Origin of the sequence: Nocardia cyriacigeorgica, assembly GCF_010858045.1 — a bacterium.
Taxonomy (GTDB): Bacteria; Actinomycetota; Actinomycetes; order Mycobacteriales; family Mycobacteriaceae; genus Nocardia; species Nocardia cyriacigeorgica_E.
Map to the genome: position 1 here is coordinate 75,082 of NZ_JAAGVC010000017.1, position 24,464 is coordinate 99,545.

Genomic DNA, 24,464 nt, shown 5'->3' on the forward strand with positions numbered 1-24,464 from the left:
ATGAGCTTGATGGACACCTTGAAGGGCCTGGTCGGCAAGGGGCAGGACGCAGCGGCCAAGAATGCGGACAAGATCAACCAAGCCATCGACAAGGGTGGCGAGTTCATCGATCAGAAGACGAAGGGCAAGTACTCCGACAAGATCGAGAAGGGCAAGGAAGCCGCCAAGAAGGTAGTGCCGCCGGAGCAGCCGGGGCAACAGCCGGGCCAGCAGCCGGGTGGCGGCCCGGTGCCACCGCAGGTCTGATCGAGCCGAGACCGCCCGCAGGGCAATGACTGTCCGCAGGCCGAGCGCGGCGGGAACCGGATGAACGCCGGTTCCCGCCGCCGGGTCGCGGACAATGGGTCGCGCCGCATGTTCCGGGATGCGGCGGGCGAGCCCGCCATCACGATCGAATTGAGCAACCTCGACAAGGTGCTCTATCCGGAAACGGGGACCACCAAAGGCGAGGTCATCGCCTACTACACCGCGATCGCCCCCGCCATGCTGCCGCATGTGGCCGGGCGGCCGGTCACCAGGAAACGCTGGCCCAACGGCGTCGGCGAGGCGTCGTTCTTCGAGAAGAACCTCGCCGAGCACGCGCCCGATTGGCTGCCGCGCCGCGCAATGCGGCATTCCGATCGCACCGTCACCTATCCGCTGATCGATTCCGAAGCCGGTCTGGCCTGGATCGGGCAGCAGGCGTCGCTGGAAGTGCATGTGCCGCAATGGCGTTTCGACGGCGATCAGATGGGCCCGGCCACCCGGCTGGTCTTCGATCTGGACCCGGGCCCGGACGTGGGCCTGGCCGAATGCGCGATCGTGGCGCTCGAGGTGCGCGATATGGTCGCCGAGATCGGGTTGCGCGCGTTCCCGGTGACCAGCGGCAGCAAGGGAATTCACCTGTATGTGCCGTTGGATCGGGTGCTCAGCCCCGGCGGCGCGTCCACTGTCGCCAAACAGGTCGCCACCAACCTGGAGAAGATTCATCCCGACCTGGTGACGGCGACGATGGCGAAGAAGGTGCGCACCGGCAAGGTCTTCCTGGACTGGAGCCAGAACAATCCGGCCAAGACCACGATCGCGCCGTACTCGATGCGTGGGCGCACACAGCCGAATGTCGCCGCACCGCGTAGCTGGGCGGAGATCGAGGACCGGGAATCGCTGAGGCATCTGCGATTCGACGAGGTGCTCGCGCGTTTTCAGGACGACGGCGACCTGCTGGCCGGGCTCGACCCGCCGATCTCGCAGGCCGGCGCGGCCCGCCAGGACCCGTTGGCCGTCTACCGATCCATGCGTGATCCCGCGCGCACACCGGAACCCGTTCCCGCGCATCCGCCCACGCCCGGCCCCGGCAACCGGTACGTCATCCAGGAACACCACGCGCGGCGATTGCACTGGGATGTGCGTCTGGAACGCGACGGTGTACTGGTGTCCTGGGCGGTACCGAAAGGCCCGCCCACCGACACCAAAGAGAACCGCCTCGCCGTCCACACCGAGGATCACCCCCTCGAGTACCTCGATTTCCACGGTTCCATCCCGAAGGGCGAGTACGGCGCCGGAACCATGACGATCTGGGATTCGGGTACCTATGAGGCCGAGAAGTGGCGCGACGACGAGGTGATCGTGGTGATGCGGGGGGAGCGGTTGCACGGTCGCTACGCGCTGATCCGCACCGGTGGCAAGAACTGGTTGATGCATCTCATGCGGGAGCAGCCCGGTGACGGTCACGGGGCCGAGAGCTCGGGTAAGGGCCGGCGAGCGGCGGCCGACGCAGGCACGTCGGAGTCCAGCGGCGCAGCGAGTAGTGATCGGCCCGGCGAACGATCCGGTGGCGCCGAACTACCGCGCGGCCTGTCCCCGATGCTCGCCACCACCGGCGAGGTCGCCGGCCTCGATCCGAAGGACTGGGCCTTCGAAACGAAGTGGGACGGCTACCGCCTGATCCTCGAATTCGAGTACGGCACACCGACCTTGCGCAGCCGCGCGGGCAATATCGTCACCGACCGCTATCCGCAGATCGCCGCCCTCGCCGAGGAGTTGGCAGGCCATCGCGTGGTGCTCGACGGTGAAGCGGTCGTGTTCGACGCCAATGGCGTCGCCAATCTCGCTCTGCTGCAAGCCGACACCCGTCGCGCCGAACTCGTCGCCTTCGACCTGCTCTACCTCGACGGCACCTCGCTGATCCGCAAACGCTACAGCGACCGGCGGCGGGTGCTCGAAGCCCTCGCCGCCACCACGCCCGCGCTGTCGGTGCCGCCGCAGTTGGCAGGCACCGGCGAAGACGCGCTGAACGCCAGTCGCGACGTCGGGGCCGAGGGTGTGGTGGCCAAGCGCAGGGATTCGGTCTACCTGCCGGGTAAGCGCGGGCACTCCTGGGTCAAACAGCGCAATTGGCAGACCCAGCAGGTCGTGGTCGGCGGGTTTCGCGGCAGCGCGGCGCGACCGTTCGCGTCACTGCTGGTCGGCATCCCCGATGACGGCAAACTCATCTACGTGGGCCGGGTCGGTACCGGGTTCAGCGAGGACGAAATACGCGCGTTGGCCACGAAACTCCAGCGCCGTCGCCGCAAGACCAGCCCGTTCGTCAACGAGATGTCACGCGAGGAAACCAAGGACGCCACCTGGGTCACCCCGGAGATCTCCGGCACGGTCCGCTTCATGAACTGGACCGACGGCGGACGACTCTGGCACCCGGCCTGGTTGGGCCGCTCCGACTGAGCGGCACCGTACGCGCGGGTATGGTAATCGCGATTCGAACGCGGCTCGACCCGAGGAGTGCACGTGGATTTCAAGAACCTGGCCGATAAGGCGATGGACCTGGCGGCGAAGAACGCCGACAAGGTCGATGCCGTGATCGACAAGGCCGGAGACATCGTCGACCAGAAGACCGGTGGCAAGTACGCCGACAAGGTCGACACCGCGCAGGAAGCCGCGAAGAACGCGGTGCGCAAGCAGCAGGGCTGAGCGCGCAATTACCTGATCAGCAAACGGAACTGGGCCGATCGCGTGGGTGCGCGATCGGCCCAGTGTCGTATCGGTTTCCGGTAGGTCAGTTCCTGCCGGTCTGGTCCATCCACTTGGTCGTGCCCGGCGGGGCAGCGAGAGTGTTGATGAGGTCGATGCCTGCGACGATCAGGGCGGGGCCGCCGACAACGATGGTGCCGATGACGCCGCCGATCGCGGCGCCGAGGACAACGCTGGCGATGACGGTCGGTCCACCGATGATGCCGGTCAATCCCACCAGTGCGCCGATCACCGTGCCGATGAATCCACCGACTGCGGTGGCGATTCCGAACTGCGCAAGGAAGGCATCCTGGGCTCGCTGGTTCTCCTCGAGCGAAGCCACCGGAGTGACCGAAACCGGACGTGCCTTCGTGTAGTCCTTGACGACTGTCAGCTCGAGTTCGCGACCTTCGTTGCGAACCGTGCTCGGCATCGGGAACTCCAGCCCGTCCTGACGGAAAGCCGTCGGCATGGTGAAGGCCGTGTTCCCCGCGGAGTCTTTGATACTCACCGTGTTACCGGCGACTTCGAATGTACCCCCGGTCAGTGTGGTGATGATGCGGTCGCCGACCAGCTTCGCCTCGTAGCCGATGTCGGGTACGGGTGCCGCGGCCGGCTGCGCATGGGTGGTGCCTGTGCCGACCACGATGGCGGCCGCCACCGGCACCACCAACGCGGCGATTCTGCGGAAAATCATTCTGTTGTTCCCATCTTCATCAGGTTCCCTACCGAACGCACCGCGCGCTGTGAATCTTCCCCGCCCTGCGCTCGGCGCCTTGTGATCAAGTGGACAGCTCTCCCGGTCGTCACGTTACAACCGGTTACTGGTTTGACACGATGGATTTACGGGTATCAGTTCAGGTTTGGGTCAGTACCAAACCTGCCGCCCGTTATAGCGCACAGCTATCGGGAACCGTGATGGATGGATCGGCTATTCGCTCTTGCCCAGCGCGTCGGCGATGGCCTGGTCCTGGCTCTCCAGGGAGGTGGCCGTATTCGTGGCACCGGTGCCCATCGCGGACAGCGTGGTGCTGAGAATTTCGACCGCTGTGAGGGCCTTTTCCGCGCCGGGGGTGTAGTTACCAGCGAAGCTCTGGCCGATTTCGTCGCCGCCCCAGCATTCGCCTTCGGCATCCAGCGCGGACTTCAGGGTGCTCAGGGCATCGGCCACCTGGGTGGCCAGGCTCTGGAACCCCGGTTCGGTGGCCTTGATCGCTTCCGGATCGGCTTTCAACATACTCATCAACGGCCACCCTCGAGGTAGCTGCGGTTGCGGTAGTACTCGTCTTCGTCTTCGTCATCCAGCGGCGCCTGCGCGGACGGCGGCGGCGGGGCGTCCTGCACGAGCGGCGGCTCCGGGATGAGCTTGTCGACCAGGTCGCGGATGCTCGGCGCGCCGGGGACCAGATCGGGCAGGTCGGGCAGATCGTCGGCGGCGGCTTCGACGGAGGCGAAGGCCTGCTGCGACACCTGCACGCCTTCGCGGGCGGCGGCCTGCACGGCCTCGGTGATCGAGCGGCTCAGCCGTTCGGGAGTGGACCGCTTGAACGCTTCCGGTTCGATGTGCACGTCGAGCGGGATGCCTGCGGCATTGCTCGTCACCCGAACCAGGTTGTCCGACGACCACGCGGAGACCTGAGCGGTGGCGATGCGCTGCTGGGCGGCGGCCAGATCCTGGCGCTGCCGTTCGAAGGTCTCGAGCATGTCGCCGACCTGCGCGCGCAACGCGTCGTTGCGCGAGCGTATGGCCTCGCGGTCGTCATTCATCGCCTACCCCTGTTCGCCAGACTCGGTCCGTATATCCATTTCGACGCGGCCGGCCTGCGTTCGGTTCCATCGAATTCGCCGCCTGCTGTGATCCGGGCCGATCGGCCACCAGTTTGTCACAGCAACAGCACGTCGATCATGACGGAACCGAGGCATACCGCCACCACGATGAGCAGGGCGAACGCATCCGCGCGGCGGGGCGAACCCGGGTTGGCGGTGAGCTGCCCGGTGCCGCCGCGCGCGGTGATCGCCTCACCCAATTCGCCCGCGCGGCGGGTGGATACCGCCATGGCGGCGGTCAGGATGTCGATCAGCCCGTTGTCGGCGGCGCGGTGCAGCAGATCATCTTTGGGGCGCAGGCGGCGGGCGGCGTGCAGCACCCGGATCTCGTCGATCAGCAACGGCAGGCCACGCAACGTCAGCGCGACGACCACCGCCCACTCGTCCACCGGAACGCGCAGCCTGCGCAGCGGCGCGCCCAGCTTGGCCAGCGCGGGCGCGATCTCGCTCATCGGGGTGGTCCAGGCGATGAGGAAGGAGGCGGCCACCAAGATCAGGCTGAATACCAGGACCTGGGCGAAGCGCAGCACGGCCGCGCCGCCGACGGGCACATTGACCAGCCCGCCGATCGCGGCGAGCCCCCAGAACCACCACGGCAGCCGTGGCAGCGTGCCGAGCGGCAGCCGGGCGAGCACGCCGACCAGCACCAGGAATCCGGTCATGATGCCGAGCACCGGCCAGGTCGGCCACAGCATCAGCACCACGCTGATCAGGAAGACCCCGATCATCTTGGTTCCGGCCCAGAGTCGATGGATGGGGCTGTCCACCGGGACCTGCCGCAGCAGCACGAGGCTCATGACTGCCCTCCCTGCTCCATCCGCCACGCGGTGCCAGGCAGGGGCTGGGGATGCGCGGTCTCGGCGGGCCGGCGCAGCGTTTCCGCGGCCGCGTGCACCGATTCGGCGATCCGGCCGTCGCGCAGGTGCACCGTGCGGTCGCAGATGGCGGCCACATCCTCGACGTCGTGTGAGATCACGATGAGCGTCAGCCCCGAATCCCGCAGCCGGGCCAGCAGATCGACGATATCGGCGCGGCCCTCCGGATCCAGCCCGGCCAGCGGCTCGTCCAGCACCACCACCTGCGGCCGGCTGGCCACGATCGCGGCGAGCACCACGCGTTTGGCCTGCCCACCGCTGAGTTCCTCGATCGACCGGGCAGCCAGCGAACGATCCAAGCCCACCGCGTCCAGGGCACGCCCGACCGCACCGGATCCGGTGGCCCGGCCGCCCCAATCGGCGATCTCGGCGCCGACGGTCTGTCGCTGTAGTTGCAGCCGGGAATGCTGGAACGCCAGCTCGACCCGGCCGATCTGCGAGCTGACGGGCTTGCCGGACAGCTCGCAGCGGCCCCCGCTCGGCTTGATCAACCCGGCCATGATCCAGGCCAGCGTGGATTTGCCCGAGCCGTTGCCGCCGACCACCAGCAGCGCCTCGCCGCGGTGCACCGTCAAATCGACACCGTGCAGCGCGGGCGCCTGCCACGGTGTGCCCCGGTTGTAGGTGTGGCGGATATCGCGCAGCTGCATGATCGGCTCACCCATCGGCCGTCGGCGCAGATCGTGGCGCGGTTTGGGCCAGCCCGGCAGATGCCGCACCGCCCGGCCACCGGACAGATGCACGACGCGATCGGCGGCGGCCGCATCGGCCTCGTGGTGGGTCACCAGAACGACGGCCATCCGGTGCCGTTTCGGCAGTGCGGCCAGCAGGGCGACCAGCTCGCGGCGCCCGTCCGGGTCGATCATCGAGGTCGCTTCGTCGGCGATGAGCAGCGCGGGCCGCCGCGCCAGCGCCGCCGCGACCGCGAGCCGCTGCTGCTGGCCGCCGGAAAGCGCCGCGGTTTCCCGCTCGCCCATGCCATCGAGCCCGACCTCGCGCAGCAGCCCCTCCACGTCGACCTGTTCGGCCAGTGCGGCGGGCAGCCCCCACACCACGTCGTCGGCGACCAGGACGCCGAGGGTCTGGCTTTCCGGTCGTTGCAGCACCAGTGCGGTGCCGCCGAGATGGCCGAGGCCGGCCGAGCCCGGCCGCTCGACGGTGCCGGACGACGGCGGCAGCCCGGCCAGCAGCCGGGTCAGCGTCGATTTGCCGGAGCCGTTGTGGCCGACCACCGCCACGAATTCGCCGACGTCGACGGTGAGGTCGATGCCACTCAACGCGTCGGTGTGGGCCCCGGGATAGCGGTAGCCGGCCGCGCGCATGGTCACCGGCAGGGGCGCCACCGGCCGGTCGTCGGCCGGGGCGTCGAGCCGATCGGTGCCGGGCAGCCAGGCCAGCCGATCCAGGACCGATCCGAGAACGAACCAGGAGATGAGGGCGGTGAGCACGGTGCCGAACAGCACGCCGCCACCGACGTAGATCCACCAGAAGCGCAGCACCACTTCGGTCACATCGGCGACGCCATTGCCGAGGGGTTCCAGTTGCGGAGCCCGCCCGGCCAGATCCTTCACACCATCGGAGGTATTGCGGATAGTGTCGAACAGCAGGTTGCGCGCTTGGGAGAACACCAGCAGGAACCCGATCGAGAACGCCGCCCAGGCCAGGCCGGCGAGCACGGCCAGCCCGAGGACGGCGACGATGCCGCCGCCTCGGCGTTTGACCCCGCCGATGATGCCGCCGATGGTGGCCGAGGCCGCCATGCCGGTGGCCGGGAGCAATCCGGCGGCGACGAAGGTGACGAGGGCGGCCGCGATGGTCGTGGTGGCCACGGCGCGGAAGCGGTAACGATGGGCCAGCAGTCCGAGCGGTACCGCGGCGACCAGTTGCAGGGCGGTGGCCAGCGGGACCACCGAACCGATCGTCACCAAACCGACGGTGACACCACCGAGGACGGCGCCGGTGGCCAGCTCGATCGGCCGTAACGGGCCGTGTTCGCCGCGCGGGGCCGAGTCGGTGGACACATCACTCACGGCACAAGTCTGCCAGCCCGGATCGAGGGTGTTGCATCCATGCGCATGTACGCATATGTTGTCAGGTGTGGGACATGATCATTCGCATGGGATAGCGCCGGAGAGCGCGTCCGGGAAGTACCTGAGCCGGCTGGGCCTGGCGCTGGCCATCGGCATCGGATTCATGCTGGTCGAGTTCGCGGTGGCGTTCACCACCGGCTCGCTGGCGCTGCTGTCGGATGCCGCGCACATGCTCACCGATGTGGTGGGCATCGGCATGGCGCTGTCGGCCATTCTGCTGGCCCGGCGCAGCCGCCCCACCTACACCCGCACCTTCGGCTACTACCGGGCCGAGGTGATCGCGGCGTTGGCCAATGCGGTGCTGTTGTTCCTGGTGGCGGGCTATGTGCTCTACGAGGCGCTGGCCCGCGTCGGTGAACCGCCGGAGGTGCCGGGATGGCCGGTGCTGATCGTCGGCGTGGTCGGATTGCTGGCCAATGTGGCCTCGTTCCTGCTGCTGCGCAGCGGCGCCAAGGAGAGCCTGAACGTGCGCGGCGCCTACCTCGAGGTATTCGCCGACATGATCGGCTCGTTCGGCGTGCTGCTGTCGGCGGCCATCACCATCACCACCGGCTGGCGGTACGCGGACATGATCATCGGTGTCGCGATCGGCCTGTGGGTGCTGCCACGCACCTATGTGCTGGCGAAGCGGTCGCTGCGGATCCTGTTCCAGCACAGCCCCGAGGAACTCGACGTCGAACAGGTCGCCGCCGAACTCGGCGCCGTCGAGGGCGTGGCCGACGTGCACGACCTGCACGTGTGGACCCTCACCTCCGGCATGGAGGTCGCCTCCGCGCACATCACCACCGCCGACGGCGCCAGCGGCGATCACGTGCTGCGCGCCGCCCAGCACGTGCTGGCCGAGCGGTTCCACATCAGCCATGCCACGCTCCAGGTCGAAACCCCCGACAGCGCACGTCGGTGCGCGGAGCTGTCCTGGTAATCGACACTTTCGGCCATACTGTTGTCCATGGTGGACAGTCCGGTACGCGACTGGGATTTCCCGCGCGGTGTGGCCAGCGTGGCCTTGCTCACCGGTTACGCCGGTGAGCACGGCATTTCCGTGGCACGGATGCTCGACGGCACCGGGCTGACCGAACCGATCCTGCACGACCCGGACGCCCAGATCGACGCACGGACCGAGCTCACCGTGGTCCGCAACCTGGTCGGGGCGCTGCCCGACCATCCGGCGCTCGGCGTCGAGGTCGGCCGCCGCTACCGGATCACCACCTTCGGCATCTTCGGCTTCGCCTGCATCAGCAGTCCGACGCTGGGCGAGGCCATCGCCTTCGCGCTGCGCTACCTGGACCTGAGCTTCACCTTCTGCCTGCCCGCGACCGAGTTGCGCGACAGCGAGTTCATCGCGTGGGTGCACGCCGAATCGGTCCCCGCCGACGTGCGTCAGTTCCTCATCGAGCGGGACGTGACCGCCATGCATCAGGTGATGAGCGATCTCGTCGGCCGCCATCTGCCGCTCATCAGGGCCGAATTCTCGTTCCCAGAACCGGATTACGCCGATCGAATCGCCGATATCACCGTGGTCCGGCCACGCTTCGACCGCCCGCACAATCTGTTCGCGATCGACCCGGCCATCCTCGATCAGCCCCTCCCCCAAGCCAACGAACACACCCTCGCCATCTGCCTCGCCCAATGCCGCGATCTCGTCCATCGCCGCCGCGCCCGCACCGGCATCGCCGCCGAAGTCCGCTCCCGCCTCATCCCGCACGGCGGCACCGACGGCCTGGCCGCCCCACCCGGAATCGATGCGGTGGCCCGCGATCTCAACATGAGCACCCGCACCCTGCGTCGCCACCTGGACGCCGCGGGCACCAGCTACCGCGCACTGCTGGACGAAATGCGCCGCGCCCTGGCCGAGGAAATGCTCAGCACCACACCACTGTCGGTGAGCGACGTGGCGATTCGCCTGGGATACGCGGAAGCATCGACATTCATCTACGCGTTCAAACGGTGGACGGGGACCACACCCGCGGCGTATCGGAGGCAACGTGTCCGCGTCTGATGCGATCGGTACCCGCACTGGCCGGATACGCGAAACCCACTGGAGCCCATCGATTTGTCGGTGCCGCGCTGTAGCGTCACCGGCCATGCCGGAGCAGCGGTCGAACCCGCACGATGCGTACTTCCGAAAGGTCATGGCACGCCCCGAGAACGCGGCAAGCGAACTACGTGCCGTGCTCCCCGAGAAGATCAGTACTCGCATCGATTGGCCCGCTCTACAGCTCCAGCCGGGTAGCTTCGTCTCGCCAGACCTCCGCAACCGATACAGCGACCTGCTGTTCCGCACTCGCCTCGACGGGCACCCCGCCTACATCTACCTGCTCGTCGAACATCAGTCGAGCAGCGACCGGTTCATGGCCTTCCGGATGCTGGAATACATGGTCGCGATCTGGCGGCAACACCTGGCCCAGAACCCCAGCACCTCCAAGCCGAACACATTGCCGGCGATCATCCCGCTGGTTGTACACAACGCCGCAGATGGCACCCGCTGGTCCCACCCCACCGAGGTCGCCGACCTGATCGATCTCGACCCCGCCGCCCGCGACGCCCTTGGCCCCCATCTGCCGCGGTTGCGGTTCCTGCTCGACGATATCGCCGCTATCGACCCGGCCGCGCTGCGTGACCGCGACCTCACCCCCGCGACCAGGGTGTTGCTGGTGTTGCAACGCATCGCACCCAAGAACACCGCGCTGGGAAACGATATGCTGGACTGGTTCGAAGACCTGCACGCCCTGGAGGCCGGGCCCGACCCCCTTGGCGACTACCTGACCGTACTGACCTACATCATGACGGTCAGCGAAACCGCCGAGGCCGATATCGCGGCGGTATTCGAACGGCTCGGCCCACGAGCGAAGGAGGCGATCGTGACGACGGCGGAGATGATCGAGGCACGCGGGGAAGCACGGGGAGAAGCACGAGGCCGCGCGGAAACTCTACTCGAGCAGATGACCGCCAAATTCGGCCCGCTGCCCGCCGGGGTGATCCACAAAGTCCGATCAGCCAGCCCGGCGCAGGTGCGAGCCTGGACGATGCGGGTACTGACCGCGAGCACCCCGGACGAAACGCTCGCGTGAACGGGACCATGGGTCCATACAACCCAGCGATGCCGGGTGTCCGCGAAGGGCGATCCGGGTGATCGTATGAAAGCCGTTCAGGCGGCGGCGAATTCGCCGATAGCGATGCCGGCCGTGAAGGCTGCCCACTCGGTCGGGGTGAAGTTCCAGGTGGTGTCGCCGGAGCGTACGAGGACGGTAGTCGGGGCTTGTTCGATGTGAGGCAGTCCGGCGCGGCGCTCTGACGTCTGATTGGCAACTGCGGACAGAAAGGTCGCCAATCTCCGCTGCGGCCGCGATTGGTGGCGGTCTTCCCTGACTTCGGGTTCTACCAGCGGCAGGCCGCCCCACCGGACTATTCCGATTGTGATCCTGGATCACCGCTGATCACGGCCGCAGGGCATCCACTGCCTCAGTACGGCGCGACGCCGATCCAGCCGCCCATCGGCACGCTGCGGAAATGTGTTGTCAGGGTGTGGTTCTCGTCGATGACGTGTAGGGCGACGGCCGGGTCCGGCGCGTAGTCCATGACGTGGTCGGGGAGGGCGAGTTCCCATTCGCCGCCGAGCACCGACGCCGTGCTCGGGGCGACGAGCAGGGGTTTGCCGGCGAAGGTGGTGGTGGCGGCGGAGTGGGCGTGGCCGGTGAGGACGCCGAGGATGCGGTCGTCGGCGGCTACCAGCTCGGCCAGGCGATCGGGATCGGCGAGGGCGATCTCGTCGACCACCGGGCTGTAGAGGTGGGCGGGGGGATGGTGCAGGGCCAGCAGGATCGGGTCGCCCGCGGGGGCGTCGGCGAGGACGCCGCGCAGCCAGTCGTAGGTCTCGTCGGTGAGTTGACCGCTGGGTTCGCCGGGGATGCTGGAATCGAGCAGGACGACCGTCAGCGGGCCGACGCGGTGAGCGTGGTTGATCGGTTCGGTCGAGGACGGCACCCCGAGCAGGACCTCGCGGAACGCGCCGCGATCGTCGTGGTTGCCGGGGAGGGCGTAGACGGGGATGTCGGCCTGAAGGGCGATCCGCGCTTCCGCGTACTGGTCGGCTTTGCCGGAATCGGTGACGTCGCCGGTTACCAGGATCGCGTCGGGTCGCCGGCGTAGATCGGCCAGGTAGGCCATGACCCGCTCCGCGCGTTCGACGTTGCGGGGTCCGAGATCGAAGTGTGTGTCGCTGACCTGAGCCACCAGGATCATGCCCATCTGCTTTCTCTGGGGGATCGCTCCAATGCGAAACAGAGTGCACCGCACCTCCCGCAGTGCCGTGTTTCAGGCTAGTTGACCAGCGGAATTGTTGTCGTCATGAGGCTCACCACCACGATTTCCGTTACCGTGCGACCGCGTTGCGCCTCACAGTCGATTTCCCAGCGAGCAGCGGCGCTGTCTGCTGGTGACCGCGGCCGGCTGTGTCAGGAACGCCTGCTGACCGCACCTCGATCAGGCGAGGTGCTCGGTCATCCCAGCCGTTCGACGGCACTGTGCAACAGCGCGGCCGTGGCCTTCGGCTCGGCCGTCAGCGGCGCCCAGAAACCGGCGCCTGGCTCTGCCTCGAGGTTCAACTCCGGCGGCGTCCGCCAATCCGCCGCCAGCGCCAGCTGCCAGGAGTGCAGGTAGGTGCGTTCGTGGGCACCCGATGTGTCGAAGAGGGGATCGCCGGCGATGGCGTGGCCGATCCACGCCAGGTGGACCCGGATCTGATGCCGCCGCCCGGTGACGGGGCGCAATGCGAGAACGGTGTGGTCGCGGTCGCGCAGCACCGTCGCGAACCGAGTGGTGGAGGGGTAGTTCTTGGTATCGAGCAGGTCGGCTGGGTGCACGAACCAGCGGCCCTCGGAGTCCTGAATGCGCTCCCTCGGCGCCGCGATGCGCACCCGGTTCTTCCGCCCGACGCTCAGCGGCAGGTCGATGGTGCCGGTGTCCGGCAGGTCGCCTTCGGGCGTCGAGACGATCGCGAGGTAGGTCTTACGCGCGGTCTGCTTGTTGAACTGCCTGGTCAACTGCCCGTGCGCGGCGAGATCCTTCGCCAGCAGCACCACACCGGAGGTCACCTTGTCGATGCGGTGCACCGGATACAGCGTCTCGCCGACGGCCGCCGCGGCCTGCACGATATCGGTGTCGTGACGTTCCCCGGTCACCGAAATTCCCGCGGGTTTGTTCACCGCGACGATCGCGTCGTCCTCCTCGATGCGGCAGCGTTCACGCAGGTCGGGCCAGTCGATATCCACTGGGCCGAGCCTAGAGGAGTGTCAGCGCCGCCTCCCCGCCACTGGGCGGGATCCGTACCACGCTCACCGGGTCAGCGGTTCTTGCCGTTGCGCCGCAGCACATGCGGCCGCAGCCGGTTGAACCCGCGCACTCGCACACTGCGCAGATGCCGGATGGCGAATTCGGGTTCGCCGGCGAGTTCGGCGGCTGCGGCGTCGTCGACGAGGACGGTGCCGGGCCGGGCCACACCGGTCAGGCGGGCCGCGATGTTCACCACCGATCCGTACAGGTCGCCGAACCGCTGTAACACCGGACCGTAGGCGAGGGCGACACGCAGTTCCGGAGTGGTGCCGACGGTCATGGTGGTTTCTTGAATGGCCAGGGCGATCCTGGCCGCCTGCACCGCGGTTTCGGTGGCGAACATGACTTCGTCGCCCACATTCTTGATCACCCAGCCGCCGTTCTCGGTGATGGCGGCGGTGGTGGTGGATTCGAACGCCTCCAGCAGGGTGGACAGCTCATCCGGGTGCAGATGCCTGGTCAGCCGGGTGTAGCCGACCATATCGGCGAATCCGACGGCGAGCTCTCTGGTCGAATCGGCGGCCGTGCCCGCTCCGTCGAGCGAGCGGGCCAGGGCGGCGGCCAGGTGCCTGCGCCAGGCGTAGGCGTGCAGTTCCTCGAGGATCTGCACGGTCGCCTCGGTGGCTCGGCGGGCGATGGCGGCCGGATCGGCGTCCGGGTCGGCCGCGGCGACCCGTCGGGTGATCTCGTCCAGCACCAGATCCACCTGCCATTCCGCCAGCCGGGCCATCGACTGGCCGATGGTGCGGGCGGTCGCGGCCTGCTGACGCAGATCCGTCGACGCGAGCACGCCCAGTTCCCGGAATTCGCGCATGGCGCGCACATCGGCGTCGGTGTAGTCCAGCGTCGCCTCGTCGCCGCCCGCGGGGAAACCGAGCGCGACCCACAACCGGCGCGACACCTCGACCGGCACGCCGGTCTGACGTGCCACGTCATCGCGGTTGTAGCGGCGCGTGCCGTCCAGCAGGTATGTCTCGACCACCGACTGCACCAGCTGCGTCATCTCCGGCGACACCATGCCCGAAACCCTACGGGTCCCGGCGCCGCCGAAGCAGGGTCTTCCGACGACATTGTGGTGTCACACGAAATCACCGGACGGCGATCGGCCGGTCGGTGGGCAGGTTGACGAAACTCGGTGCGTTCGGATCCAGCACCAGATGCTGCGGTTTGAGTTCGCTGGCATTGAGCATCGGCCGGAAGGCCAGCGCCTTGGGCGAATTGCCCGCGAAGACGTCCACCCGCAGCCGATGCCCAGGTTGCAGGATGGCCTGCGTCGGGATGACGGCGATATCGAGGGTGATCGCCTCGCCCGGCGGCACCGGCAGCACGCTGTCGAGGGTGATCGGGTTGTGCGGTGCGGTCAGATCGCCGTTGGCCGAGCGGCTGCTCTTGGCCTCGTCGATGGCGCGCAGCGAGGAGGTGAGCTGCCCGGTGGACAGCACCGTGGACGTCCCGTCCGGCGCCACGTCGTTGACGGTGACGTTCCAATACCCGTCGGCGGCGTCGTGCACGGTATTGAGATGGACGTTGATCGGCCCGGAAATCACTGTCGGCTCGGTGATCTCGGCGCTGGTGAAGGTGAGCCCGTTGCGTTCGGCGATCCGGGAGTCCTTGGCGCAGGCGTCGATCACCGCCGTCATACCCGCCGAACCCTGCGCGGCATCGCGCGAGCACGCGGTGGTGAGGCCGGGAGCGACGGTGAGGCGGGTGGGTTCGGGAGCGGGTGCGGCCGCCAGTGAGCCGTCGTGCAGGCTGTCGCGGGTGGTGCCGCTGGGTGCGCCGGACAGATAGACCCGCCGATGCGTCATCCCCGGCTTCGGGAACTCGGCGAGGGTGACCCAGCCGCCGCCCTGCTCCCACACGGTGACCGGGCCGAACCCGGTGACGCCGTTGTCGATGTCCTTGAGCCAGTGGTCGAACCACGCCCGCTGCAGGACGTCCAGTCGCGCGGGTGCGCCCGGAACACCGGTTCCCGCACCGGGATTCGCATGGTAGGTGTCGCCGACCACCAGCTTCTTCTGGTCGGCAGGCAGCGGGATGGCGTTGTAGAGGGTGGTGGCGCTGTTGGCGAAGATGTCGTGCCAGCCGCCGTAGACGAAGGTGGGCACGCCGACCTTCTCGGGACGCCCCATGATCCCTTCCCGGAAGGCGCTGTCCTCGTCGAGCGCGGCCGAGAGTGCGGGTGGCACGTTGTGCAGCGAAGGTGTCAGCAGGGCCTGGGCCAGCAGATCGAAGTTGGTGAGCGGGTCGCGGCGGCGGTCGTTGAACCAGCGCCAGTCGAAAGTGCCGTTCAGCATCGAGCTGATATCGGGCAGCAGTTTGGCATTGTTCACCGAGTTCAGCCACATCGGCAGGAAGGTGGTGCCGATGCCGCCGCCCGGCGCCACCACATCGCGCATGAGGTCGCTGCCTGGTTCCACCGGGAAGATCGCGCGCAACGATGTCGGCGGATTCTCCGCCGCCCGCAGCTGGTTGATGCCGGAATAGGAGCCGCCGCTCATCGCGATCCGGCCGTTGGACCAGGGCTGGGTGGCCGCCCAATCGATCACCTCGCGGGTGTCGAGTTGTTCGCGGGCGCCGAGGGTGTTCCAGGTGCCTTGGGAGAAGCCGGTGCCGCGCACATCGGCGACGACCTGGGTGTAGCCGCTGCGAATCAGCTTGCGGTCCAGGCCGAGTACGGTCTGGATGGTGCCGCCGTCCAGGGCGTGCAGCAGATCCTCGAAACCGCTGACCGGAGTGCCCGACAGGTTGATCCGGCCCACCAGGTCCATCGTCAACTGCTGCAGACCCGGCATGGACACAGCCGAATCGATCAGGTTGGTCATGAGTTTCGTGTACGGGGTGAGGTTGACGATGGTCGGCAGCGGCGCCGTCTCGACCTGGCCGTCGGCGCGGATCGGCCGGTAGACGTTCGCCTTGAGCACCACACCGTCGCTCATCGTGATCGGCACATCCCAGTCGATGTGCACATCGGGGTACGGCTGCGGCCCGTCGTGGGTTTGTGTCCACTGGCGTGCCAGTTCGTCCGGCGCGACGGCGGGTGCGGGCGTCTCGTAGGCGACCGCGTTCTCGGTCAGCGTCGCCACCCCGGCCGCCCCGCCGGTCAACAGGATCACGAACGCTGCCGCCACACCCTGGACCCGCCGGGTCAACCGCATCGACACCCCTCCGCCTCATGGTTTACGCATCCGGCGCACATGTGATCCAGACCATAGCAATCTGCTCTGGAAACGCGGGGATGACTCGCCCGGCCGTCTGCGATGGCAGGAACTGGCCTCGCGACGCCGGCGGTAGGTGCACGGTGTGGCTCGACCGGGCGGGTGGTTCCGGGGGATCGGCGCCGATCAGCTTGCCGGCTTGCGCTGAGCGCGCAGCACCACATCGCTGGTGTGGTGCGTTCCCGGCGGGCCCGGGCGGGTGCGCGGGCGAGCCGAATTCACCAGCACCGTCCACTCCTCGCCGAGCAGCTCGGCGACCTGTTCGGGCTGGTAGTAATCGCGCGGGTCGAACCCGTGCTCGTGATCGGGCGGGAAGTCGGCGGGATCGTGGCCGACGACGAGCAGCGTGCCGCCCGGGGACACCGCGTCGATCAGCCCGCGGATGGTGGCGTGATCGGGTTCCAGCTCGATGGGGAAGTAGTGCGCGGAGACCAGGTCGAACGAGGCCGCAGGCGGCGGGACCGCGGTGAGATCGGCGTGCGACCATGCCACCTCGTCGCTGGTCGCGGCGGCGCGCTCCAACGCCACCCGCGACACATCCACCGCGGTGACCTGCCACCCCTGTTCGGCCAGCCAACGCGCGTCGGCGCCCTCACCGCATCCGACATCGAGGGCCTGCCCCGGCGCGAGACCGCTCACCTCGGCGACCAGCACATCATTGGGTAGCCCGCTGAACAGCTGGTCCCTGCTGCCGTACATCTCGTCCCAGAACTGCTGGTCCATCGCGTTTCTCCGTCCCTCGGTGTAGTACGGCCCAGCATGCGAGCAGTCATGCGAACTTGACAAACAAATTTGCCAGAACTGCAATATCGGTATGGATCGGGATTTCGACGAGGTGATCGACGCGGTGGGGCCGCGGCTGCGCGAGCTGCGCAGACGTAACGGCACCACGCTGGCCGCGCTGTCGGAACTGACCGGCATCCCGGTCAGCACGCTCTCGCGGCTGGAGTCCGGGCAGCGCAAACCGAGCCTCGAGCTGTTGCTGCCGCTGGCGAAGGCCCATCAGGTCCCGCTGGACGAACTGGTGAACGCCCCCGAGACCGGCGATCCGCGCGTCTACGCGCGCCCGTTCACCCGCAACGGCCAGACCGTCATCCCGCTGACCCGCAAACCCGGCGGGCTACAGGCCTGGAAGCAGATCCTGGCCGGGCGCCCCGCCGACCGCGAACCGGACCCGCGCACGCACGAGGGTTACCACTGGCTCTACGTGCTCAACGGCAAACTGCGCCTGATCCTCGGCGATCGCGACATGATCCTCACCGCGGGCGAGGTCGCCGAATTCGACACGCACCTGCCGCATTGGTTCGGCAATGCCGACGAACACCCCGTCGAGTACTTGAGCATCTACGGTCCGCAGGGCGAACGCTTCCACATCAGGGCCCGCTACCGGCCCGAATGACTACAGCCGTTCGATGACGGTGGCGTTGGCCAAACCGCCTGCCTCGCACATGGTCTGCAGGCCCCACCGGCCGCCGGTCTGCTCCAGGTGATTGACCATGGTGGCCAGGATGCGGGTGCCGGACGCGCCGAGCGGATGGCCGAGGGCGATGGCGCCACCGCGCGGATTCAGCTTGGCCGGATCGGCGCCGAGTTCGTGCTGCCACACCAGCGGCACCGGCGCGAAGGCCTCGTTCACCTCGTAGGCGTCGACGTCGTCGATGCTCAGCCCCGCCTTGTCCAGCGCTTTGCGGGTGGCGGGCACCACGGCGGTGAGCATGAGCAGCGGATCATCGCCGACGACGGCGAACGAATGGAACCGCGCCCGCGCCCGCAATCCGAGCTTGCTCGCCATCCGCTCGCTCATGATCAGCGCGGCCGAGGCGCCGTCGGTCAGCGGGGACGAATTGCCCGGTGTGATCGACCATTCGATTTCCGGGAACCGCTTCCGGTACGCCTCGTCGACGAAGGCCGGCGTCAGTCCGGCGAGCTTGTCGACAGTGGTGGTGGCGCGGATGGTTTCGTCGGCGTCCAGCCGTCCGGCGGTGACGAGCTCATTGTCGAACCCGCCGGACGCCGCGGTCTCGGCGGCCAGTCGGTGTGAGCGGGCGGCGAACTCGTCGAGGCGTACGCGATCGAGCTTCCAGCGTGCGGCCAGCAGTTCCGCGGAAAAGCCCTGCTGAACAAGGCCCTCCGGATAGCGGTGCGCGATGGGTCCGCGGTTGGCGTCCTGGCCCGCGGCGTTGGAGAACATCGGCACCCGGCTCATCGACTCGACACCGCAGGCGATGGCGATGTCGTAGGCGCCGGAGATCACGCCCTGCGCGGCGAAATGCGCGGCCTGCTGGCTGGATCCGCACTGCCGGTCGACGGTGGTCGCGGGCACCGACTCCGGGAATCCGGCGGCGAGCACCGCGGTGCGGCTGATGTTGAACGCCTGCTCACCGCTCTGGGTGACGCAGCCGCCGATCACGTCGTCGACGAGAGCTGGGTCGAGGTCGTTGCGGCCGAGTAGATCCGAGAGCGCCCCGGCCAGCAGGTTGGCGGGGTGCACGTCGGACAGTCCGCCACCGGCCTTTCCCTTGCCCGAGGGGGTGCGTACGACGTCGACGATGACCGCGGTCTCCATGACCAACTCCTGACTTCCGGCCGACCGGTCAAGTTAATGACCATTCCGCAGTAAGTTAACACGGATTCGCGTGTGTCGGCCAGCCTGGAGGCTCACGCGCGCACGATGATCACCGGGCATTCCACCGAGTGCAGCACCGATTCGGAGGTAGAGCCGAGCAGCATGCCGGTGAACCCGCCGCGCCCATGGCTGCCGAGCACCACCAGCTGTGCGTTCTCGGCCTCGCGCGACAGTGACCGGGCGGGGCGATCGCGTTCGAGCACCCGCCGCACCTCGACGTCGGGGTAGCGCTCGGAATAGCCGGCCAGTGCCTCGGCCAGGGTCGCGGCCTCGATGTCTTCGCTGTCGACCCAGTCGAGCATGGGCACGTCCATGCCGGTCACATCGGTCCACGCGTGCAGCGCGATCAGCCCGACGCCGCGCCGGGAGGCCTCGTCGAAGGCCAATTCGATGGCGGGCTCGCTGTTGCGGGTGCCGTCGACGCCGACCAGCACCGGCTTGGCGGCCGACACCACGTCCAGCGCCGAGACATCACGGATCACCGCTACCGGGCACTTCGCGTGCCTGGTCACCGCCGTACTGACCGAGCCGAGCAGGCTGCGCCGGTACGCGCCGAGCCCGCGACTGCCGACGACGATCATCACGGTATCGGCCGAGCGGGCGAGCAGGTAGGGAACGATGCGGCCCTCGACCAACTCGGTCGAGACCGCGGGCACGGAACTCTTCTCGGCCACTTCCGCGGCGCGCCTCAGGCTCTCCTCGGCGCGGCGGCGCGACCCGGCGATGTCGTCGGCGGAGAACAGCACACTCGGGCGCATATCCGAAGGCAGTTCCGGCGAGCCGACGATGGCGAGTGGCCTGGCCCTGGACGCGGCGCCGGCCGCCGCCCACGCCACCGCGTGCATGGACTGTGGCGATCCGTCGACGGCCACCACGATCGGAGCGTCGGCGGGCATGATTCGGGGATTCGACATGGCGGGCCTCCGGGTGTCGAGGCCGGACCGGGCGAGCATCCGACCAGGGCGGGCGCGGTTGATCTCATCGGTGACGCTTGCGCTCAGCCTAGCCGTGGGGTGGCAAGGCGGTCAGCGGGTTCAGCTTCACGTCGCGACACTGCGCATCCAACGTGCCGGTTCGGTCACATCTTTCAGCGTGGCTGAAGCTCATCGGCTAGCCTTCAGTATGCCTGAAGGTCACCGAGCGGAGCCCGCAGGCCGGGCTCGCCTGGAGCGACCCGACAACCCGGATCGGAGTTTTCATGGAAATGTCACGTCGTACCGCGCTCGGCGCCGCCGCAACGGCAGGAGCCGCCATCGCGCTGTCGAGGGCGGCCGCCGCCGCGCAACCGCCCGCGCTCGCACTGCCATCGACGCCGATAGCCGCGGCCGCGCAGCGACTCATCGACACCGCGCTCACCGCGCCGGTGCGTAACCACAGCATCCGGGGATTCCTCTTCGGCCGCGCCCTCGCCGAGACGCAGGGACTGCGGCCGGGCGCCGACTACGACGAGGAGCTGATGTATCTGATCTGTGCCCTGCACGACATCGGCCTCGGCGATATCGCCAACGGCCACCAGCGATTCGAAGTCGACGGCGCCGATTACGCGGCCGAATTCCTCGAACGCAACGGCCTCACCGACGGCCGCGTCGACATGGTGTGGGACGCCATCGCCGCGCACACGTCGGGATTCAGCGATTCACCCGTCTACCGGCGCCGCAGGCCCGCCGCCATCTGGATCGCGGTGGACGGCATCGGAATCGATATCGGCGGCGGCCCCGCCGACCTGCCACCCGGCTACGCCGATCAGGTGCACGCGGTCTACCCCCGGCTCGGCGGTTCCCGCGCCCTCACCGACATCATCGAAGCCCAGGCCCTGGCCGACCCGCGCAAGGCCCTGCCCGGCACCCTGCCCGGCGAGGTCGTGCATCAGCGCAACCCCGACCTTCCCTACCTGACCTGGGACGAGATCATCGATGCCGGCGGGTGGGGTGACTGATCGGCGGATCTACTGAAGTAGGCTGACGCCCTCCAGCTCACCACGGGAAAGAGATCATGTCGCAGTTCGAGAATGTCAGCGTCGCGAAGAAGGCCAACGTCTACTTCGACGGAAAGTGCGTCAGCTACAGCCTCGAGCTGCCCGACGGCACCAAGAAGTCGGTGGGCGTCATCCAGCCGGCCACCCTGACCTTCGGAACCGCTGCGCCCGAGGTGATGGAGCTGATCGAGGGCGAATGCGCGGTCACCTTCGCCGGCGCCGACGAGGCCGTGGTCTACAAGGCGGGTGAATCGTTCTCGGTGCCGGGCGACAGCTCCTTCGACATCGAGGTCCGCCAGACCATGCACTACGTCTGCCACTACGGCTGATCTAGGCCGGAGTCCGCGGCGCGGGGCCGGGCCCGAGGAGGGTGACGGCCTGTAGCGCCAGATGCAGTTCGGCGGACTGCACGGGATCGGTGGTGTCGCGTCCGGTGAGATCGCGCAGCTTGCGCAGGCGATAGCGCACCGTATTGCGGTGGCAGTGCAGTTGTTCGGCGGCCGCGGCGGTCGAACCGGCGCAGTCGTACCAGGCGCGCAGCGCGGCGATCAGATCGTCGCGCTCGGGCTCGGGCAGGCCGAGCACCGGTCCGAGGATCTGGGCGGCGGCCTGCCTGCTCGCCTCCGGCAGCATGACCAGCAGGTGCGCCACGGGCTGCTCGCCGTAGCGCACGGCCATGCGTGCGCCGGGGCGGGCGCTGCGGACGGCCAGCCTGGCCTCGGCCAGGGCGCCCGGAATGCCTTGCGGACTGGTGAAATTCGTGCTCACGCCGATCCGTCCGTCGACGAGATCGGCCAGCTTCGCCACCGCCTTGTCGATCGCCGCTGGCGAAGCCGGGCACAGTAACCCGACGTGGGCATCGATCTGGGAATCCCACACCGATCGCACCCCGGCATCTCTCATCGTGGCGACCAGATGGCCCGGCAGTGCGGCACCGGGATCGTCGGGCTCGATCGACACGACCGCGTATGTTCCGCTCTCCGGCAGCCCCAAGGTCCGCAACGCCGTCAGCGCGCGGGCCGGATTGCCGGAGTTGTCGTCGAAAAGGGTGCGGATCAATCGGCTCTGGGTCTGGGCATCGGCGTGGGCGAGCAGGATCTCCGTCTCGCGGTAGGCCTCGACCGCGGTATCGGAGTAGGTGTCGATGAGTTCCCACAGTTCGGTGGCGAGATCACGCAGTTCGGGATCGCCGGGTGTGGCGGAGCGGGCGGTGAGTTCCTCCCAGATCATCCGGCCGCCGAGCCGGAACGCGTGCAGCAGGGCGGCGATGGGGACGCCGCGCTCGGCCTTGAGTCGTCCGACCGCGCGCGCCGGTTGTAGCCGGGCGGGGCGGCCTGCCAGGGCGCTGATGATCTCGGTGAGGTTGTCCAGGCACGCGTGGCGCAGTTCCTCGGCGGTGAGCAGGCCGGGGTCGGCGTAGGAACGGTCGGCGACGGTGATCCTGAGGACCAGCTCGTCGGCCATGGACTCGACCTCGGCGAGCAGTTCCCGGGCGAGCCGGGGCGCGCGCGTCGGGGCGATCGGTGGTGGTGCGCTCACGCCAGCAGCCTACGCGCCCGCACGTGTCCTGCGCCACGTCCACTTGTGCGCGGACACAAATACCCCGCCAGCGGTGCGAGTAGACGCGCACTGTCCTCGCATGACCGCGCGCACGAGGGCATGATCTTTGTGCGCGAGCACAAACTGGGGCAGCCCGGTCCGCAACCTCCGCACCTGGCCTCGGAAGTGTCCGGCGTCACACAATGGGACGGTCTCGTCTGCGGGAGTCCCGCGCAGACCGCTCATCCCCTGGAGGACCGAACGTGGTTACGAACCTGGCGCCATCGACTCATGCCGCCGTCGACGCGGCCCTGTCCGAGCTCGTCGAGGGCGAGAAGAGATGGGCCGCGCTGCCGCTGCCGGAACGGCGCGCACTGCTCGACCGGGTGCGCGCGCTCACCGGACGGCACGCGCAGGAGTGGGTGGACGCCGCCGCCGGTATCAAGGGGCTCGCGCCGTCGTCGCCGCTGATCGGCGAGGAATGGATGTCGGGCCCCTATGTGTTCGCCGCTGCGCTCGGCGCGTTGTCGAAAACCCTCGATGCGCTGGCCGAGGGCAAGAGTCCGCTCGAGCAGGCGACCTTCGGGGCAGCGGGCGACCACGTCACCGTCGACGTGCTGCCCGCGAGCCCGTTCGACGCGCTGCTGCTCAACGGCTTCAGCGCGCAGGTGTGGTTGCAGCGCGGCGTCAGCAGCGCCGCCGCGAAAGCCAATGCCGGCCTGGCCCAACTCGATCCGCGCCGCACCAATGGCATCGGCGCGGTCCTGGGCGCGGGCAACATCACCTCGATCGCGCCACTGGACACCCTCTACGAGTTGATCGCGCACAACCGGGTCGTGGCACTCAAACTCAACCCCATCACCGATCCGCTGCTGCCGGTGTTCGGCAAGATCCTCGCGCCGCTGATCGAGCTCGGCGCGGTGCGGCTGCTGACCGGCGGGGCCGAGGTGGGCGGCTATCTGGTCGGCCACGACCTCGTCGTGCATGTGCACATGACCGGAAGCGCACGGACCCACGACGCGATCGTGTGGGGGACCGGCGCCGAGGCCGCGGAACGGAAACTGGCCGGAACGCCGAAGCTGACCAAGCCGGTCACCAGTGAACTCGGCGGTGTCTCGCCGACGATCGTGCTGCCCGGCACGTGGAGTTCGGCCGATATCGCGTTCCAGGCCGAGCATGTCGCGACCCAGCGCCTGCACAACGGCGGCTACAACTGCGTGGCGTCGCAGGCGGTGATCATCTCCGCCGATTGGCCGCAGAAAAAGCAGTTCCTCGACGCGCTGCGCAGTGCCCTCGGGAACGCGCCGGCTCGCCGCGCCTATTACCCCGGTAGCGACGACCGGGTCGCCCTGGCGCTCGCGTCCTATCCGCGGGCCGAACGTCTCGGCCCCGACGGCACGCGGGTGCTCGTCACCGGGATCGACCCGTCCGCGCAGGAACCGCTGCTGGCCGAGGAGTATTTCGCGCCGGTGCTCGGTGTGGTCGAGCTACCGGGGACCGGAGCGACTTTTGCCCGGGCCGCGGCCAGGACGGCCAACGACGATTTCACCGGCACCCTCGGCGTCAACATCATCGCCGCACCGGAGACGATCTCCGAACTGGGCGCGGCCTTCGACGAATTGGTCGCGGATCTGCGTTACGGCACCATCGCGATCAACGCCTGGACCGGCGTCGGCTTCTTGACCCCGTCCGCCGCATGGGGCGCCTTCCCCGGCCACACCCTCGACGACGTCCAGAGCGGTATCGGTGTGGTGCACAACGCGTGGCTGATCGACCGGGTGCAGCGCACCGTGGTGCGCGGTCCGTTCCGGCCGGCTCCGCGGTCGCTGCTGCACGGGGAGTTCGCGATCTCGCCGAAGCCGCCGTGGTTCGTCGGTAACAAGACCGCCGCGGGCACCGGCAAGCTGCTCGCCGGATTCGGCGCCGATCCCGGCTGGACCCGTCTGCCCGCGATCTTCGTCTCCGCGCTGCGCGGCTGAGCCGACTCACACCACACCG

23 protein-coding genes are annotated in these 24,464 nt (G+C 68.4%); 10 read left to right on the plus strand and 13 right to left on the minus strand.

Translation table 11 applies throughout. The features are described 5' to 3' along the window. The 3 genes from GV790_RS16755 (at position 1) to GV790_RS16765 (ending at position 2,946) form a co-directional block, all read left to right on the plus strand. The gene (locus GV790_RS16755; protein WP_163814275.1) at positions 1 to 246 is read left to right on the plus strand and encodes an antitoxin; all 246 of its coding nucleotides are present in this window, start codon (positions 1 to 3) and stop codon (positions 244 to 246) included. Between the two features lie 108 nt (positions 247 to 354). Continuing rightward, entirely contained in the window at positions 355 to 2,700 is a 2,346-nt protein-coding gene (locus GV790_RS16760) for an ATP-dependent DNA ligase (protein ID WP_163814309.1), read from the plus strand. A 63-nt stretch (positions 2,701 to 2,763) separates the two neighbouring features. After that, positions 2,764 to 2,946, plus strand: a complete 183-nt coding sequence (locus tag GV790_RS16765) for an antitoxin (protein WP_014348983.1) — start codon at positions 2,764 to 2,766, stop codon at positions 2,944 to 2,946. An 85-nt stretch (positions 2,947 to 3,031) separates the two neighbouring features. On the opposite strand, the gene GV790_RS16770 is transcribed toward GV790_RS16765, so the two are convergent. From GV790_RS16770 to GV790_RS16790, 5 genes are all read right to left on the minus strand, one after another. Then, on the minus strand, positions 3,032 to 3,682 hold the full coding sequence (locus GV790_RS16770; protein ID WP_163814276.1) for an ammonium transporter: 651 nt from the start codon (positions 3,680 to 3,682) through the stop codon (positions 3,032 to 3,034). A gap of 234 nt (positions 3,683 to 3,916) precedes the next feature. After that, the gene (locus GV790_RS16775; RefSeq protein ID WP_163814277.1) at positions 3,917 to 4,228 is read right to left on the minus strand and encodes a WXG100 family type VII secretion target; all 312 of its coding nucleotides are present in this window, start codon (positions 4,226 to 4,228) and stop codon (positions 3,917 to 3,919) included. Then, positions 4,228 to 4,752, minus strand: a complete 525-nt coding sequence (locus tag GV790_RS16780; RefSeq protein ID WP_163814278.1) for a YbaB/EbfC family nucleoid-associated protein — start codon at positions 4,750 to 4,752, stop codon at positions 4,228 to 4,230. The genes GV790_RS16775 and GV790_RS16780 overlap by 1 nt, the downstream gene beginning before the upstream one ends. Positions 4,753 to 4,868: 116 nt before the next feature. After that, entirely contained in the window at positions 4,869 to 5,609 is a 741-nt protein-coding gene (locus tag GV790_RS16785) for an energy-coupling factor transporter transmembrane component T family protein (RefSeq protein ID WP_163814279.1), read from the minus strand. Then, a complete protein-coding gene (locus tag GV790_RS16790) occupies positions 5,606 to 7,708 on the minus strand; it encodes an ATP-binding cassette domain-containing protein (protein ID WP_163814310.1) in 2,103 nt (700 codons plus the stop codon). The genes GV790_RS16785 and GV790_RS16790 overlap by 4 nt, the downstream gene beginning before the upstream one ends. A 76-nt stretch (positions 7,709 to 7,784) precedes the next feature. Between GV790_RS16790 and GV790_RS16795 the strand changes: the two genes are divergently transcribed. From GV790_RS16795 to GV790_RS16805, 3 genes are all read left to right on the plus strand, one after another. Then, on the plus strand, positions 7,785 to 8,699 hold the full coding sequence (locus tag GV790_RS16795) for a cation diffusion facilitator family transporter (RefSeq protein WP_280211116.1): 915 nt from the start codon (positions 7,785 to 7,787) through the stop codon (positions 8,697 to 8,699). Between the two features lie 27 nt (positions 8,700 to 8,726). Further along, positions 8,727 to 9,776, plus strand: coding sequence for an AraC family transcriptional regulator (locus GV790_RS16800; protein ID WP_163814281.1), 1,050 nt, complete (start codon positions 8,727 to 8,729; stop codon positions 9,774 to 9,776). 85 nt (positions 9,777 to 9,861) lie between these two features. Beyond that, on the plus strand, positions 9,862 to 10,848 hold the full coding sequence (locus GV790_RS16805) for an Rpn family recombination-promoting nuclease/putative transposase (protein WP_163814282.1): 987 nt from the start codon (positions 9,862 to 9,864) through the stop codon (positions 10,846 to 10,848). A gap of 391 nt (positions 10,849 to 11,239) precedes the next feature. Here GV790_RS16805 and GV790_RS16810 read toward each other — a convergent pair whose 3' ends face one another. The 5 genes from GV790_RS16810 to GV790_RS16830 all read right to left on the minus strand — a co-directional run bounded on the left by GV790_RS16810 (position 11,240) and on the right by GV790_RS16830 (position 17,049). Continuing rightward, complete coding sequence (locus GV790_RS16810) at positions 11,240 to 12,019, minus strand: metallophosphoesterase (RefSeq protein ID WP_163814283.1); 780 nt, start codon at positions 12,017 to 12,019, stop codon at positions 11,240 to 11,242. Between the two features lie 257 nt (positions 12,020 to 12,276). Further along, positions 12,277 to 13,047 (minus strand): RluA family pseudouridine synthase, encoded by a 771-nt coding sequence (locus tag GV790_RS16815; protein WP_163814284.1) that lies wholly within the window; start codon positions 13,045 to 13,047, stop codon positions 12,277 to 12,279. A gap of 71 nt (positions 13,048 to 13,118) precedes the next feature. Beyond that, positions 13,119 to 14,126: an adenylate/guanylate cyclase domain-containing protein gene (locus GV790_RS16820; RefSeq protein ID WP_163814285.1), complete on the minus strand. Its 1,008-nt coding sequence runs from the start codon at positions 14,124 to 14,126 to the stop codon at positions 13,119 to 13,121. Between the two features lie 70 nt (positions 14,127 to 14,196). Next, positions 14,197 to 16,266: a CocE/NonD family hydrolase gene (locus tag GV790_RS16825; protein WP_163814286.1), complete on the minus strand. Its 2,070-nt coding sequence runs from the start codon at positions 16,264 to 16,266 to the stop codon at positions 14,197 to 14,199. 186 nt (positions 16,267 to 16,452) lie between these two features. Then, positions 16,453 to 17,049, minus strand: a complete 597-nt coding sequence (locus GV790_RS16830; protein WP_163814287.1) for a class I SAM-dependent methyltransferase — start codon at positions 17,047 to 17,049, stop codon at positions 16,453 to 16,455. Positions 17,050 to 17,140: 91 nt separating this feature from the next. Between GV790_RS16830 and GV790_RS16835 the strand changes: the two genes are divergently transcribed. After that, positions 17,141 to 17,725 carry a helix-turn-helix domain-containing protein gene (locus GV790_RS16835; protein ID WP_104897747.1) on the plus strand — a complete coding sequence of 195 codons (585 nt, stop codon included), beginning with the start codon at positions 17,141 to 17,143 and terminating at the stop codon, positions 17,723 to 17,725. Here GV790_RS16835 and GV790_RS16840 read toward each other — a convergent pair whose 3' ends face one another. Beyond that, positions 17,726 to 18,892 carry a thiolase family protein gene (locus tag GV790_RS16840; protein ID WP_163814288.1) on the minus strand — a complete coding sequence of 389 codons (1,167 nt, stop codon included), beginning with the start codon at positions 18,890 to 18,892 and terminating at the stop codon, positions 17,726 to 17,728. A 92-nt stretch (positions 18,893 to 18,984) separates the two neighbouring features. Further along, positions 18,985 to 19,866, minus strand: coding sequence for a universal stress protein (locus tag GV790_RS16845; RefSeq protein WP_163814289.1), 882 nt, complete (start codon positions 19,864 to 19,866; stop codon positions 18,985 to 18,987). A gap of 284 nt (positions 19,867 to 20,150) precedes the next feature. On the opposite strand from GV790_RS16845, the gene GV790_RS16850 reads away from it, so the two are divergent. Further along, positions 20,151 to 20,888, plus strand: a complete 738-nt coding sequence (locus GV790_RS16850; protein WP_163814290.1) for an HD domain-containing protein — start codon at positions 20,151 to 20,153, stop codon at positions 20,886 to 20,888. A gap of 56 nt (positions 20,889 to 20,944) precedes the next feature. Further along, entirely contained in the window at positions 20,945 to 21,256 is a 312-nt protein-coding gene (gene ppnP, locus GV790_RS16855; RefSeq protein ID WP_138446135.1) for a pyrimidine/purine nucleoside phosphorylase, read from the plus strand. Between the two features lies 1 nt (position 21,257). Here ppnP and GV790_RS16860 read toward each other — a convergent pair whose 3' ends face one another. Then, the gene (locus GV790_RS16860; protein ID WP_375139403.1) at positions 21,258 to 22,466 is read right to left on the minus strand and encodes a PucR family transcriptional regulator; all 1,209 of its coding nucleotides are present in this window, start codon (positions 22,464 to 22,466) and stop codon (positions 21,258 to 21,260) included. A 203-nt stretch (positions 22,467 to 22,669) separates the two neighbouring features. On the opposite strand from GV790_RS16860, the gene GV790_RS16865 reads away from it, so the two are divergent. Beyond that, complete coding sequence (locus GV790_RS16865) at positions 22,670 to 24,445, plus strand: aldehyde dehydrogenase family protein (protein ID WP_163814291.1); 1,776 nt, start codon at positions 22,670 to 22,672, stop codon at positions 24,443 to 24,445. The last annotated feature ends 19 nt before the right edge of the window (positions 24,446 to 24,464 follow it).